Source organism: Flavobacterium sp. 83, from assembly GCF_000744835.1.
GTDB lineage: Bacteria > Bacteroidota > Bacteroidia > Flavobacteriales > Flavobacteriaceae > Flavobacterium.
In genome coordinates this window covers 2,423,753-2,439,196 of the sequence record NZ_JQMS01000001.1, presented here as the reverse complement: position 1 = coordinate 2,439,196, position 15,444 = coordinate 2,423,753, and the positions used below count along the sequence as shown (strand labels likewise).

Sequence of the window (15,444 nt, the reverse complement as noted above, 5' to 3'; positions counted from 1 at the left end):
AGAATAATTCATTATGTAAATTATAAAAATTAACTTGCATAGCACTAAATAAACGGTGTGTCTCTAATGAATTACAAAACTACTATAGGTTCCAGAAAAGAAACTCTAATAAAGTTGCTGAATGTAATCATAACCCATGAAAATGAAATTATTCAGGCTTTATACGATGATTTTAAGAAACCGGCTTTTGAAGCGGTACTCACAGAAACCAATTACGTTATTTCTGAATTAAAAGACACTATAAAGAATTTACATAAATGGGCAAAGCCAAAGAGGGTTTTTCCTTCCATTCTCAATTTTCCTTCCACCGATTATATTTACAAAGAACCTTACGGCAAAGTATTAATCATAGCCCCTTGGAATTATCCATTTCAATTGGCTCTTTGTCCATTAATTTCGGCTGTGGCCGCAGGAAATCAAGTAGTCTTAAAACCATCTGAACTGACTCCAAAAACATCTGAAATAATTGCAAAAATTATTCAAAAAACATTTCAAATCAATCAAGTAGAAGTTATTGAAGGTGGAGTTGAAATTACTCAGAATCTGCTTTCACAACGTTGGGATTATATCTTTTTTACAGGAAGCGTTCCGGTTGGTAAAATTGTGGCAAAAGCTGCAGCCGAAAACCTGACGCCAGTAACATTGGAGCTTGGAGGAAAAAACCCTTGTGTTATTGATGAAACTGCCAATTTAAAACTCGCTGCCAAAAGAATCGTTTGGGGGAAATTTATAAATGCAGGCCAAACCTGTATTGCACCGGATTATATTTTGATACAGAAAAATATGAAAAGCCATTTTTTGGAATTCATGAAAGAGGAAATCACAAAAGCTTATGGGGAAGAGCCTAAACTTTCTCCTGATTATGCTCGAATAATAAATCAAAAAAACTGGCTTCGATTAGTCAATATGATTGACGAAGATAAAGTGGCTTTTGGCGGTCATAGTGAAATTGAAAATTGTTACCTTTCCCCTACACTTATTGATGAGTCAGATGTTGATAGCCTCATTATGAAAGAGGAGATTTTTGGTCCCTTGCTTCCTATTCTTTCCTATGAAAATGAGGAAGATTTAAATACTATAATCTCTAAATATGAGAAGCCTTTAGCCTTATATATTTTCACTGAAACCCATTCGTTTGCACAAAAAATGATACAAAAATATTCTTTTGGTGGAGGTTGCATTAATGATACTGTAATTCACTTTTCAAATAAAAGGCTGCCTTTTGGAGGTGTTGGCCATAGCGGGATAGGCGCTTATCATGGCAGTTTGAGTTTTGACACTTTTTCACATAAAAAAGGAATCGTAAAAAAAGCAAATTGGCTCGATTTACCAATGCGTTATGCCCCATACAATGATAAATTAAAAACAATTCGAAAATTACTAAAATGGATGTAACAAATGAAAAATCAGTAAGTGATGCCATTAAATACCGACGATCTGTTCGGGTTTTTAAAAACGAACCTATTGATACCCAAAAAGTAAAAGATTGCATTCACTTAGCAACACTTGCAGCTACGAGTAGTAATATGCAGCTTTGGGAATTTTATCATATTGTTTCTCCAGAAATCATACAAAAAATAACGACCGCTAGCTTTGGTCAAAATGCTGCAAAAACAGCACAACAAATGGTTGTTGTTGTAGCCCGAAAAGATTTATGGAGAAAAAGAGTGAACTCAAATATTTCTCATTTAAAATCACTTTACGGTAACAAACCTGAATCAACCTATTCCAAAAGAGAAAAATTTGCCTTAAATTATTATCAAAAAATTATTCCGACACTTTATTTTGATTTTCTGGGAATTATTGGAATAATAAAATTTATTGCTTTTCAAATCATCGGAATATTCAAACCTATTTACAGAGAAGCAAGACAGAGTGATATGCGCATTGTTGCACATAAGAGTGCCGGACTTGCTGCTCAAAATTTCATGATAAGTATGGCCGCAATAAATTATGATACTTGTCCTATGGAAGGTTTTGATTCGCTAAGAATAAAAAAAATATTACATTTACCCGCTTCATCCGAAATAAATATGATTATAGGATGTGGTATTAGAGAAGAACAGGGCATTTATGGAGAACGCTTTAGAATTCCTTTCGAAGAAGTCTATTTTAAAATATAAACACATTCAATTAATACCTTAAAAACTAATAAAACAATTGATGAGAACTACAAAAGAAAAAATTGAAGAGATAAAAAACAATGGATACCAATTAGATTTTGCAAACGTTTTTAATTTGGCATTTGAAAACTATAAAAAAATTGCCATATATGCCGGCTTAATGATATTTGTTTTCTCAGTATTAATAGGAATATTAACTGCTGGAATTATAATTTATACGTTTGGAATAGGTGAAATGAATCAACAGTTTTTAGAAAATTTAAAAAATGAAAATTTTACTGGAATTTATCTTTTGATTTATATTGTAAGTGCTATTGTTCTCACTTGTCTGCTAAGCCCTTTTCCAGCAGGATTAATCAAAATGGCTCATTGCGCTGAAAAAGATGAAGAATTTCATGTTTCTACAGTTTTCGAATATTATAAAGCACCTCATTTTAAAGAATTAGTCATTTCAACTTTAGCAATTTCTATTTTAAGTTCCATTCTATCCTCTCTTTTTGATTATAGTGGAATTAAATTTATAGGAACTTTGTTATCTATGACTGTATCCTTTTTTACGTTTTTAACTATTCCATTTATTATTTTTGGTAATCTAAAAGCAATCGATGCTATTAAATCTAGCGCCATCATTATTGCAAAACAACCCTTAGTAATTTTAGGATTAATTATTGTAGCTATTATAGCATCAATGGTAGGATTTATAGGATGTTGTATTGGTGTGTTTTTCACTATTCCTTTTATGTATTCCATGTATTATTCCATTTATGTTTCTATTATTGGAATTGATTCAGAAAGTGAATTGGAATAAATTAGCCTGTTTTAAAAAAAACACACATCTAAAAAAACTATGTTGTTGTTTTTTATTAAAAAATTATTAATTTACTGACCAAAAAGATCAAAACCCAAATCGTGTCTTTCTAACCTAAGCAAAATATATTCTATGGTATTCTACTATAGCACCTTATTATTAACGAAACTTAACCTTACTTTTTTTAGTTGGTTTAATAACTTCACGATTTCCAATCATTTTTTAGTAATTAAAAAACTGATTAATACAAATCTGAAATTTTGGTTACTAATTACTGTCTTACTTTTTTTTATTTTTTTATTAGTCTATAATTTTTTAAAAATAAAAGACTTTTTAAATAGCACCTTTATAGAAAAAAACCAGTACAACGATTCCAAAAATAAAGAATATCAAATCTATCTTTTGTTTTTAGGAATTATTCTACCTATCATAGAGATTAATTTTGAGCTTTTTGACATAAGGCCAAAAAGCTTATTGATTACAAACGGACTTATTGGTTTTTTTCTATTGATTTTCTATTATATTAGCACAATATCAGATTATATTTTTCGAAAAATTAAACCTTTATTTATAACTATCTTTCTTCTTTATTTTAGTTTAATCTGTCGGAATTTAATTTTCTCGCCTACTGACATTATTCCAATTATAGCATTTATAGTCACTTTCTTCTTTTCCTACAGTATTCTTAAACCTTTAAAATTATATTGGTTTTTTGTTATATCTGTTATTTCTTATTTGTTTATTGCTTCCTTTTTTGAATTAATCTCTATTAAAACAAGTATTCTATTATTAAATTATATACTAATAACATTCATTATAAACTACATTCGATACATATCCTCATTAAAAATAAAGAACAAGTTTCGTTTTAATGATCAAATTATAAATAAGGGAAATTCTCTTATTATTGCGACAAATAAAAAAGGAGAAGTTTCATTTTGTAGTGAAACAATTACTTCAATTTTAGGATATTCCATCAATGAAGTTTTGGGATTAGGGTATTGGGAGCTTACTGAGGATAGCAATTTTTTTGGAGAAGCATACCATGATGACTTCAATGAAGAAGCAATGTTCATAAGGAAACTTAAATGCAAAAATGGTGAATACAAATACATCCAGTGGAAAGATAAAAAATTCACAGAAGATCTGATTATAGGTATTGGGCAAGATGTAACCAATGAAATTCAAATTCAAAATCAATATAAAAATTTAATTCAAAACGCAACTGATATTATTTTTGAAGTAGATGATGATGGTAATTTCACATTTATAAATGACTTTACTATTAAAATTTTAGGTTATTCCGAAGAGGAGATTTTAACTAGAAATTACTCTGAATTCATTCGAATTGATTACACTGAGGAAATGATGCGGTTTTATCAAAACTTAGAAGAAAACGAAAATGATTTCCCAACAATCGAAATCCCTTTATTAAAAAAGAACGGAGAAATAATATGGATTTCTCAAAAAGTAATTATTCGTAGAAATGATTCTAATAAAATCATTGGTTACTCTGGTATTGCCAGAGATATATCAACACTAAAGGATATTGAAACTCAAAATAAGATACGCCAAGAAAAAACGGGAGAGTATAACAAAATAATTAAAACATTATCTACTACAAATTTCAACAGTTATTATAATCTAGAAATCAGTATTAAATTAATTCTTGAGACTGCTGCAAAAGCTTCAAAATGCAATCGCGTCAGCTATTGGAAATACTCTGATGAATTAATTTCTTGTGAGAATTTGTATCATTTAGATACTAATGAATTTAGTACAGGAACTATTTTAAATAGAGAAAAATTTCCAATTTATTTTGAATCTATAAAAACCAAAAAACAAATTTGTGCTCCAGATGTTTTTAACACTATAGAAGTTTCAGAATTTGTAGAAAATTATTTTTTGAAAAACAACATCAAGTCATTGCTTGACATACCTATTTTTACAAATGGTGAATTATCTGGAACGATAAGCTTTGAAGCAACAGGAACTAGTAGGAATTGGGATAATGAAGACATCAATTTTGCCCGTACAATAGCAGATATTATTTCCCTAGCTATAGCATCTCAACTGAGACATGAAACGGATAAAAAATTAGAATATAAAAGTGAACTATTATCCGCAATGGCACTTTGTACAGAAAAATTCTTAAATAGTAAAGATTTTAATGATATCTTTTCGGATGTTCTTATAATAATGGGTAAAGCTACTAAATCACACAGAGCATATTATTATGAAAACGATGAAAACACAGGATTAATAAGTCAGAAATACCGATGGATAATCAACAATATAAAACTAACTGAAAATAACATAAAGCTTCAAAACTTACCACATGCATTTTTTGAGGAATTATTAACTCCACTTCTAAACAATCAGATTTTTGAAGCAACTGTGCCAAAAATTAAGAATGAATCATTAAGAAATAAATTATCTAATGTAGATGTTACCTCATTAATTCTTTTTCCAATTTTTGTGAAAAATAAATTTCATGGCTTTTTAGGATTTGATGACACTCACAATGAAAGGATATGGAATGAAGATGAAGTTAATATTTTACAAACATTAGCCAGAAACATTGCGGCTTCTATTGAACGTAATACAAATGAGACTGCAATTTATGAAAGTGAAGAAAAATTTCGATTATTAGCCAATAATATTCCTGGTACAGTTTATTTGTCAAAATATGATAAATACGCCACAAAAATTTACATCAACGATGAAATTGAAAAACTGACAGGTTATCCTAAATCAGATTTTCTTACTAAAAAACTATCTTTCATAGATTTAATTCATCCTGAAGACAAAGAACAAACTTTACTTGCAGAACAAGATGCTATTGAAAACGGAAGACCAATACATTCTATTTATCGAATTCTTCATAAAAACAAAGAAATTGTATGGGTTGAAGAATTTGGTGATGCTATTTATAAAGACGGAAAAATTGCATTTATAGAAGGAATTTTTATTGATATTACAGAAAGAAAACAAACTGAAACTTTTATAAAAGCAAAAGAATTAGCCGAAGCTTCTAACAAAGCTAAATCAGAATTTTTAGCTAACGTGAGTCACGAAATCAGAACTCCTTTGAATGGAATTATAGGATTCACTGATTTGCTGATGAAAACTAATTTGGGAAGAACCCAGGAAAAGTACATGACGACAGTAAATCAATCGGCACATTCGTTGTTAGAAATTATAAATGACATTCTTGATTTTTCAAAAATAGAAGCAGGAAAACTGGATTTATTTATTGAAAAACATGATGTGCAAGAAATGTTGAGACAAATAATTGATTTAATTTTATATGAATCCAATCAAAAAAAATTAGTTTTAGAACTAAATATATTCCCTGATGTTCCAAAATATTTTTGGACAGATAATGTTCGTTTAAAACAAATTTTGATTAACCTTTTAGCAAATGCAGTAAAATTTACAGAAAATGGAAGCATTAAATTAGATGTTTCTGTTATTGAAAAAACGGAGGTTTCCAGAGCCAAAATTCGTTTTGCCGTTAAGGATACTGGAATTGGAATTTTAGAGGAAAACCAAAAGAAAATCTTTAAAGCTTTTTCCCAAGAGGATAGTTCTACAACCAGAAAATTTGGAGGAACAGGTTTAGGTTTAACAATTTCAAATCAATTATTAGGTTTGATGGATAGTCAATTGAAACTAGAAAGCGTTATTAATATAGGGAGTACTTTTTATTTTGATGTAGATTTAGAGATAAGTAACATAATTTCTGAAAATGAAAATAATGAATTCATTGATAAAAAAGAACCATCAATTAAGAGCAATAAAAAAATAAAAATTATGATTGTTGAGGACAATAAAATCAATATGTTATTACTAAAAACGATAATAAAAAACTTATATTCTGATGTCATCATTTCTGAAATTTTCAATGGTAAAGATGCCGTTGATCAATTTGAAAATCTAAACCCTGATATTATTTTCATGGATATCCAAATGCCAATAATGAATGGATATGAAGCCTCTAAAGAGATTCGCAACTTAAAAAACGGCAGACAAATTCCTATAATCGCAATAACTGCGGGTACTGAAAAAGATGAAAAAGACAAATGTATTACTGCAGGAATGAATGATTATATTTCAAAACCAATAATAAAAGGGATTATTGAAGAGACACTTTCTAAATGGACAAATTAATTCGAATAAAATTTGCACTTATTTTAAAAATAATTTTAAATTAGAGTAAATTATATAAAAAGAACTTAAAAACATAAAATCATGAAATGGATAGGACGCCGTCAAAGTGACAACGTAGAAGATAGAAGAGGCATGTCGTCAGGGGGTAAGACCATTGTTGGGGGCGGAATAATAGGAATTATAATTCTATTATTAAATGTTTTTGGAGGAGAAAATGGTCAAATGCTGACTCCTATATTAGAACAAATGAATCAGGGGCAAAATGCTCCTACTGAACAAAGAGAATTGACTGTTGAGGAAAAAAAATTAGCTGAATTTCCTAAAACTGTTTTCGCCGATACCGAAGACATTTGGGGAAAGATATTTAGTGAAAATAATATGCAGTATAAAAATCCTGGAATGGTTTTATTTACTGGTGCTGTTGAAACAGCCTGTGGAGGAGCATCCTCAGCTTCAGGCCCTTTCTATTGCCCCGGAGATCAAAAAGTCTATATGGATTTAGACTTTTTTGATGAATTACAAACTAAATTTGGCGCTAAAGGGGGAGACTTTGCAATAGCCTATGTAATTGCTCATGAGGTAGGACATCATGTGCAACATTTATTAGGCACTTCTGATAAAATGAGAGAAATGCAAGCAGGAAAAAGCGAGGCTGAAGCTAATAAATTATCAGTGGCATTGGAGTTACAAGCTGATTTTTATGCAGGAGTATGGACAAAATACAATCAAGAAAACCTTGACATTGACGATATTGACGAAGCTCTAAGCGCTGCTCAGGCAGTAGGTGACGATGCCATTCAAAGTAAAATGCAAGGACATATTGTACCGGAATCTTTTACACACGGCACCTCTGAACAACGCAAATTTTGGTTCATGAAAGGTTATAAAACAGGTGATATCAAACAAGGAGATACTTTTGCAGAAATAAGATAAATCACGATTCAATCAAACAATTAGAATTTAAAAATCGGGAACTAATTCCCGATTTTTTTGTGCCTATATTTAAACAAATCGAAGCAATCAAAAGCACATCGAAAAATTAACAGTACCTTTGCGCCCAATTAAAAAAGTAACCTAAACAATAGTGTTTACTTTATAAACACCATTTATGTCATTTAACTCATTAGGTTTATCTGATGCTTTACTTAAAGCCATCAGCAAAAAAGGGTACACAACTCCCTCTCCAATACAACAAAAAGCAATTCCCCCAATATTAGAAGGTAAAGATGTTTTAGCATCTGCACAAACAGGAACAGGAAAAACAGCCGGTTTTACACTACCTATTTTACAACTATTATCACAAGGGCAACACTTAAGTCGCAGACCTATTCGTGCCTTAATATTGACGCCAACGAGAGAATTAGCTGCACAAATATTGGCTAATATCAAAGAATACAGTGAATTTGTAGACCTAAAAAGCACCGTAATTTTTGGAGGTGTAAACCAGAATCCACAAGTAACACAACTGCGTCAGGGAGTTGATATTTTAGTGGCCACTCCAGGTCGATTAATCGATTTGCAAAACCAAGGTTTAATATCACTTGCCAAAGTGGAAATCTTAGTTTTAGATGAGGCTGACCGTATGCTGGACATGGGATTTTTACGAGACATCGAACGAATATTGAAAGTGTTGCCTACTAAAAGACAAAACTTACTATTTTCGGCAACTTTTTCAAAAGACATCAAGAAATTGGCGATGGGTATTTTGCACCATCCCGTTCATGTGGAAGCAACACCGGAAAACACTACTGTTGATGCTATTACACAAATAGTGTATCCTGTTGCCAAAGAGAAAAAAACTGAACTGATTATTAAATTGATTACAGAAGGAAACTGGAAGCAAATTTTGGTTTTTACCCGTACCAAACAAGGCGCTAATAAATTGACAGAGAGCATGATTAGTGCCGGAATCAAAGCAGCAGCCATTCATGGAAATAAAGGACAAGGTGCCCGTACAAAAGCCTTAGCCGGTTTCAAAGACGGAAGCCTAACCGCTTTAGTGGCTACAGATATTGCCGCACGAGGTCTGGACATCCCGTTATTACCGCATGTTGTCAATTTTGAATTGCCTAACATTCCCGAAGATTACGTTCACCGCATTGGTAGAACCGGAAGAGCTGGAGCAAGCGGAGAAGCTATTTCGCTATTCAGTCCGGACGAAACGGTCTTTTTGCGTGATATAGAAAAATTAGTGGGTTTAAATTTGCCTAAAGAAAATATCAAAGGTTTCGAACCCGATCCTAACGCTTCCAAAGAACCAATCAAACAAGGGCAAGGAAGACAACAACGCGATTCAACTCCGCGAAAACCAAAAACCGACACTACAAACCGAAGCAGCAATAACAGTTTTGGTCCAAGACGCCCAAGTCAAAATAATGACAGACGTTCTAATAGATAATTAATTTTTATTCTTTTTTAGGAGCAGAACGAGTTCGTTTTTTTAGAACGTATTTCCCGCTATACACTACAATCTTTACACCCTGTCAGGGTTTTGAACCCTGACAGGGTGTAAAGGATTTTCGTTTCTATCGGGGCTATTTAGAGCGTTTTACTTTCATAATACCATTTTGTAAATTCACTTCATAAATCTACAATAGCCAGACGAATTGTAAGAAAAAATCAATATATTTGAGATAAAATAATATGACCGTTGTCAAGTAGGCCTTTACTAAATTGGGATGATTTTGTCAGACCTATCACTAGTTTTATAGATAAAGCAGGGTGCTGGACTTAAAATCACCGGTGCTCAACGATTATATGATGCAAAAAAAGAGGATAAGAAAAATTAAGGATAATGGACTATATCAATATTTCAAAAGGGATTGGATGCTTTATAGCAGCATTTATTTATTTCCATTTTTTTAGCAAACCTTTTTTTGACGAAAAAAAAGAAGAGAGATTAGAAAAGGAGGGATATTCAAAAAGTTTTATCGAAAATTTTAAGTTAGATGACTATGTTAGAGATTTTAGAGGTAAAATAGTAGGGTATGGCTTTATAATTGTTGGGATTGTATTAATTTATTTAGGTTTGACAAAAAAATAATTTATGAACGTGTATGAAAAATCTTGAAATTTTCAGATTATTAATTACATTATTAGCAATACTATTTGGAATAGTGGTTAAAAATTCTAATAAGCAACAATTTAATTCAATAAATAATAATAATAATAATAATAATAATGCTTCGGCTGAAAATCCCGGCTAGCGCGAGCGTCCCGCTCGTGAACACTAACAAAAGTAGATCTCTATAAATTTGTAATAGGCACGAGCGGGACGCTCGCGCTAGCAATCGCATTATCGATTTTGCAGAAGTTAAATATCTGAAATCAAAAATCGTTAATCAAAAATCTGAAATCTGTTCCTATTCATAGGTATTCAAATCTAGATTAAGAATAGTACCTACTTTGCTAAACTCTTCATTAATCTTTGCATTCAAGATAAGTGGTTCATTTGTTATGGGATGATTAAAAATTAACTGATGTGCATGCAGCATCATTCCTCCCCGCTCCGCAAAGTCTCCGACTTTGAGTATATGTTTTTCAGTCTCCGACTAAACCAGCTCCGCAAAGTGTTCTTATAAAAAATAAATTTCTCGTTAATGCTGCGCAAATGTCTCTGACTTTGCGCAATTTTATGAATTTGTTATTAAAATTAAAACGCCATAAAGTCTCTGACTTTAATCCACCTCTGCTTTCCCAGCTCCTCAAAGCCTCAATACTTTGAGCTTTTAATTTAAATATTCTTAAAAATCGCAAACGATATAAAAGTCTCCCGACTTTTTTCGTAAATATCTCAAGAATTAATCAAAAATCTGAAATCTACTCCTCTTTATACTGAAAACTGTTGATTCCAAAAACAACAATAATTTAAAGCATTACTTTACAAAGCAGTATGCTATTCATACGTATTCAAATCCAGATTAAGAATAGTACCTACTCTGCTAAACTCTTCATTAATCTTTGCATTCAAGATAAGTGGTTCATTTGTTATGGGATGATTAAAAATTAACTGATGTGCATGAAGCATCATTCCTTTCACTTCAAAATGCTCCAACCATAATTTATTTTGTTTGTTACAACCATGTGGCCGACTTCCTAAAATGGGATGAAAAATATGTTTAAAATGTTTTCGTAATTGATGCATGCGTCCCGTTTCAGGTATCGCTTCTACCAAACAATATCGTGAAGTTGGTTTATTGTTAAATTCTAACTCAATTTCGGTAGTTTGCAAACGATGAAAGTAGGTTATAGCATTTTGTGTAATGCCATCATCATTGGTTAAATCATAATCAATCGTTAGTTCTTCGGGTGACCAACCACGTAAAATTGCTAAATATTTTTTTTCGACTTCGCGTGTGGCAAAACGATCATTCATAATTTTTAAAACTTCCTTATCCAACGCAAATAACAAGACACCAGATGTTTTGCGATCTAACCGATGAATAGGATAAACGTGTTGCCCTCCTATTTGATTTCTCAATTCTTGAATCGCATAAACTTTTGCATCGCGCGCATAAAACGATTTGTGGACCAATAATCCACTTGGTTTATTAATTGCAATAATATATTCGTCTTGGTAAAGAATTTCTAACATTTGGCAAAAATAAAAGAGATTCCTCTCGAAATCTCTTTTTTGACTTATTTATTTCTGTCTTTTCTTTTTTCCCAGCTCCGCAAAGTGTTCTTATAAAAAATAAATTTCTCGTTAATGCTGCGCAAATGTCTCTGACTTTGCGCAATTTTATGAATTTGTTATTAAAATTAAAACGCCATAAAGTCTCTGACTTTAATCCCCGCTCCGCAAAGTCTCCGACTTTGAGTATATGTTTTTCAGTCTCCGACTAAACCAGCTCCGCAAAGTGTTCTTATAAAAAATAAATTTCTCGTTAATGCTGCGCAAATGTCTCTGACTTTGCGCAATTTTATGAATTTGTTATTAAAATTAAAACGCCATAAAGTCTCTGACTTTAATCCACCTCTGCTTTCCCAGCTCCTCAAAGCCTCAATACTTTGAGCTTTTAATTTAAATATTCTTAAAAATCGCAAACGATATAAAAGTCTCCCGACTTTTTTCGTAAATATCTCAAGAATTAATCAAAAATCTGAAATCTACTCCTCTTTATACTGAAAACTGTTGATTCCAAAAACAACAATAATTTAAAGCATTACTTTACAAAGCAGTATGCTATTCATACGTATTCAAATCCAGATTAAGAATAGTACCTACTCTGCTAAACTCTTCATTAATCTTTGCATTCAAGATAAGTGGTTCATTTGTTATGGGATGATTAAAAATTAACTGATGTGCATGAAGCATCATTCCTTTCACTTCAAAATGCTCCAACCATAATTTATTTTGTTTGTTACAACCATGTGGCCGACTTCCTAAAATGGGATGAAAAATATGTTTGAAATGTTTTCGTAATTGATGCATCCGTCCCGTTTCAGGAATCGCTTCTACCAAACAATATCGTGACGTAGGTTTATTGTTAAATTCTAACTCAATTTCGGTAGTTTGCAATCGATGAAAGTAGGTTATTGCATTTTGTATAATGCCATCATCATTGGTTAAATCATAATCAATCGTTAGTTCTTCGGGTGACCAACCACGTAAAATTGCTAAATATTTTTTTTCGACTTCGCGTGTGGCAAAACGATCATTCATAATTTTTAAAACATCCTTGTCCAACGCAAATAACAAGACACCAGATGTTTTGCGATCTAACCGATGAATAGGATAAACGTGTTGCCCTCCTATTTGATTTCTCAATTCTTGAATCGCATAAACTTTTGCATCGCGCGCATAAAACGATTTATGGACTAACAATCCACTTGGTTTATTAATTGCAATAATATATTCGTCTTTGTACAGAATTTCTAACATTTGGCAAAAATAAAAGAGATTTCTCTCGAAATCTCTTTTTTGACTTATTTATTTCTGTCTTTTCTTTTTTCTCCTCCAGCGCGAGCGTATTCTCAATTTTGCAGCCGTGAAACATCTGAAATCAAGAATCTGAAATCTGTTTTAACCCAACCAACCATCACGATCCAAACTTCGATATTGAATCGCTTCGGCAATATGAGACGAAACGACTGTTGGCGCAGCATCTAAGTCGGCTATCGTGCGTGCTACCTTCAAAATCCTATCGTAGGCCCTAGCAGATAAATTCAATCGCTCCATGGCGGTTTTCAATAATTGCTTGGAAACATCGTCCAAAGCGCAATATTCCCGAATGTGTTTGGTATTCATTTGGGCATTGTAATGAATGTTTTCCATTTGCTCAAAGCGTTCGGTTTGAATTTCTCGTGCTGCAGTCACTCTTTTCCGAATATCAACACTGCTTTCTGCTTTTTGATCTTCGGATAATTTGTCGAAAGGAACAGGAGTCACTTCGATATGAATGTCAATTCTATCTAATAAAGGTCCCGAGATTTTACTCAAATACCGTTGCATTTCGTGTGGCGATGAAGTTTGTGGCGAATCCGGATCGTTGAAGAAACCACTCGGACTCGGATTCATACTTGCCACCAGCATAAACGAGGACGGATAAGTAACCGTAAATTTAGCTCTAGAAATCGTCACTTCTCTATCTTCCAAAGGTTGACGCATCACTTCCAAAACATCACGTTTGAATTCTGGCAATTCATCCAGAAACAAAACGCCATTGTGCGCCATCGAAATTTCGCCTGGCTGCGGATAACTTCCACCGCCCACTAAAGCGACATTTGAAATTGTATGGTGTGGACTGCGAAACGGACGTTGATTCATTAAACCTACTTCCTTTAGTTTTCCTGCAACACTATGAATTTTAGTTGTTTCTAACGCTTCACGCAACGTCATGGGCGGCAAAATACTGGGTAAACGCTTGGCTAACATTGTTTTTCCGGCTCCTGGCGGGCCAATCAAGATAATATTATGTCCTCCAGCAGCCGCTATTTCCATACAACGCTTGATGCTTTCCTGTCCTTTGACATCCGAGAAATCGAATTCAGGAAAATCTAAGGTTTTATAAAATTCGGCTCTCGTGTCAATTGTTGTTGGCTCCAGCGTTCCTTTTCCTTCAAGAAAATCAATTACTTCCTGCACATTTTCAACTCCATACACATCCAATCCGGCAACAATTGCGGCTTCTTTCACATTTTGCTTTGGAAGAAAAAAACCTTTAAAACCTTCTTCTTTGGCTTTTATCGCAATTGGCAAAGCACCACGTATCGGTTGAAGGCTGCCGTCAAGGGAAAGTTCTCCCATAATGATGTATTTATCAACGTCCTCGGCATTGATTTGTCCAGATGCCACCAAAATTCCGATAGTTAAAGTCAAGTCATACGCAGAGCCTTCTTTGCGCAAATCAGCGGGAGCCATATTGATGGTGATTTTTTTTCCGGGCATGGCGTACCCATTATTTTTAAGCGCTGCCGCAATTCGATAACTGCTTTCTTTTATAGCATTATCAGGCAATCCTACTAAATGATATCCAATACCTTTATCAATATTTACTTCGACGGTAATCGTTGTGGCTTCGACTCCAAAAACGGCACTTCCAAAAACTTTAACTAGCATACGTGTTAATTTTGTATGAAAATTAGTAAAATATTGGCATTAATGGTACGTAATTTAATTTATTTTTGAAAAATTATAAATCAAAAAAAATTATGGGACTATTTAATGCCATTTTAGGCAACGCATCAGAAGTTACTATCGAAAACGTTTCAAAAGAATTTGAACCTATTTTAATTGATGGTGAAATAATCGAGAAAGCATATAAAGTCATTAAAGACATGTTTATTTTTACCAATAAAAGACTGATTCTAGTAGAGAAACAATTAGTTGGAACTAAAGTCGACTATATGTCAATTCCTTATTCAAGTATAAAAAAGTTTTCAAAAGAAAGCGCTGGTATACTGGATATGGATGCTGAATTAAAAATTTGGTTAAAGGGTGAAGATACTCCCATCTCAAAACAATTTGGAAAAGGAGGAAACAATATCAATGAGGTTTATAAAATTTTAAGCCTGCATACCTTAAAGTAGTAACATCCTAAGATTTGTAAAAAAGCGCCTGATATAATGATTGTATCAGGCGCTTTCGTATAACACTAATTTTAACATTTTCATTACTAAATAGCCTATATTAGCATGATAATAAACAAATAATCGTCACAATATTAAAAAACCAATAATATATTATGAAAATATTAATAATTTTTAAAACATTCAATTTTTTAGAAAACCAGCATTAATAAATCATTAATTTTATTCTTTTATTATCATATACCCATAAAATATAAGGGGGTAAAATGAAAAATTAATAAAAATAAAATAATATACTCTTTTTTTATA

Annotated in this window: 11 protein-coding genes; 8 read left to right on the top strand and 3 right to left on the bottom strand. The window is 32.3% G+C overall.

Annotated features, from left to right (window positions below):
* The first annotated feature begins 66 nt into the window (after window positions 1-66).
* The 7 genes from T410_RS10705 (at window position 67) to T410_RS10675 (ending at window position 10,147) form a co-directional block, all read left to right on the top strand.
* Window positions 67-1,395 (top strand): aldehyde dehydrogenase, encoded by a 1,329-nt coding sequence (locus T410_RS10705; RefSeq protein WP_035671498.1) that lies wholly within the window; start codon window positions 67-69, stop codon window positions 1,393-1,395.
* The gene (locus T410_RS10700) at window positions 1,386-2,123 is read left to right on the top strand and encodes a nitroreductase family protein (RefSeq protein WP_035671496.1); all 738 of its coding nucleotides are present in this window, start codon (window positions 1,386-1,388) and stop codon (window positions 2,121-2,123) included. Before T410_RS10705 ends, T410_RS10700 begins: the two co-directional genes overlap by 10 nt.
* A 40-nt stretch (window positions 2,124-2,163) precedes the next feature.
* The gene (locus tag T410_RS10695; RefSeq protein ID WP_035671494.1) at window positions 2,164-2,931 is read left to right on the top strand and encodes a hypothetical protein; all 768 of its coding nucleotides are present in this window, start codon (window positions 2,164-2,166) and stop codon (window positions 2,929-2,931) included.
* Window positions 2,932-3,666: 735 nt separating this feature from the next.
* Window positions 3,667-7,104 carry a PAS domain S-box protein gene (locus T410_RS10690; protein ID WP_238567366.1) on the top strand — a complete coding sequence of 1,146 codons (3,438 nt, stop codon included), beginning with the start codon at window positions 3,667-3,669 and terminating at the stop codon, window positions 7,102-7,104.
* 81 nt (window positions 7,105-7,185) lie between these two features.
* The gene (locus tag T410_RS10685; RefSeq protein WP_035671491.1) at window positions 7,186-8,037 is read left to right on the top strand and encodes a neutral zinc metallopeptidase; all 852 of its coding nucleotides are present in this window, start codon (window positions 7,186-7,188) and stop codon (window positions 8,035-8,037) included.
* Between the two features lie 175 nt (window positions 8,038-8,212).
* On the top strand, window positions 8,213-9,502 hold the full coding sequence (locus T410_RS10680; RefSeq protein ID WP_035671489.1) for a DEAD/DEAH box helicase: 1,290 nt from the start codon (window positions 8,213-8,215) through the stop codon (window positions 9,500-9,502).
* A 396-nt stretch (window positions 9,503-9,898) separates the two neighbouring features.
* Window positions 9,899-10,147: a hypothetical protein gene (locus T410_RS10675; protein WP_035671486.1), complete on the top strand. Its 249-nt coding sequence runs from the start codon at window positions 9,899-9,901 to the stop codon at window positions 10,145-10,147.
* Between the two features lie 852 nt (window positions 10,148-10,999).
* Here T410_RS10675 and T410_RS10670 read toward each other — a convergent pair.
* The 3 genes from T410_RS10670 to T410_RS10660 form a co-directional block, all read right to left on the bottom strand.
* Entirely contained in the window at window positions 11,000-11,698 is a 699-nt protein-coding gene (locus tag T410_RS10670; protein ID WP_035671480.1) for a pseudouridine synthase, read from the bottom strand.
* A gap of 591 nt (window positions 11,699-12,289) precedes the next feature.
* Window positions 12,290-12,988: a pseudouridine synthase gene (locus tag T410_RS10665; RefSeq protein WP_035671477.1), complete on the bottom strand. Its 699-nt coding sequence runs from the start codon at window positions 12,986-12,988 to the stop codon at window positions 12,290-12,292.
* 141 nt (window positions 12,989-13,129) lie between these two features.
* Window positions 13,130-14,665 carry a YifB family Mg chelatase-like AAA ATPase gene (locus T410_RS10660; RefSeq protein WP_035671475.1) on the bottom strand — a complete coding sequence of 512 codons (1,536 nt, stop codon included), beginning with the start codon at window positions 14,663-14,665 and terminating at the stop codon, window positions 13,130-13,132.
* Window positions 14,666-14,757: 92 nt separating this feature from the next.
* Here T410_RS10660 and T410_RS10655 point away from each other — a divergent pair, with 92 nt between their 5' ends.
* Complete coding sequence (locus tag T410_RS10655) at window positions 14,758-15,135, top strand: PH domain-containing protein (protein ID WP_035671473.1); 378 nt, start codon at window positions 14,758-14,760, stop codon at window positions 15,133-15,135.
* Window positions 15,136-15,444 lie beyond the last annotated feature (309 nt).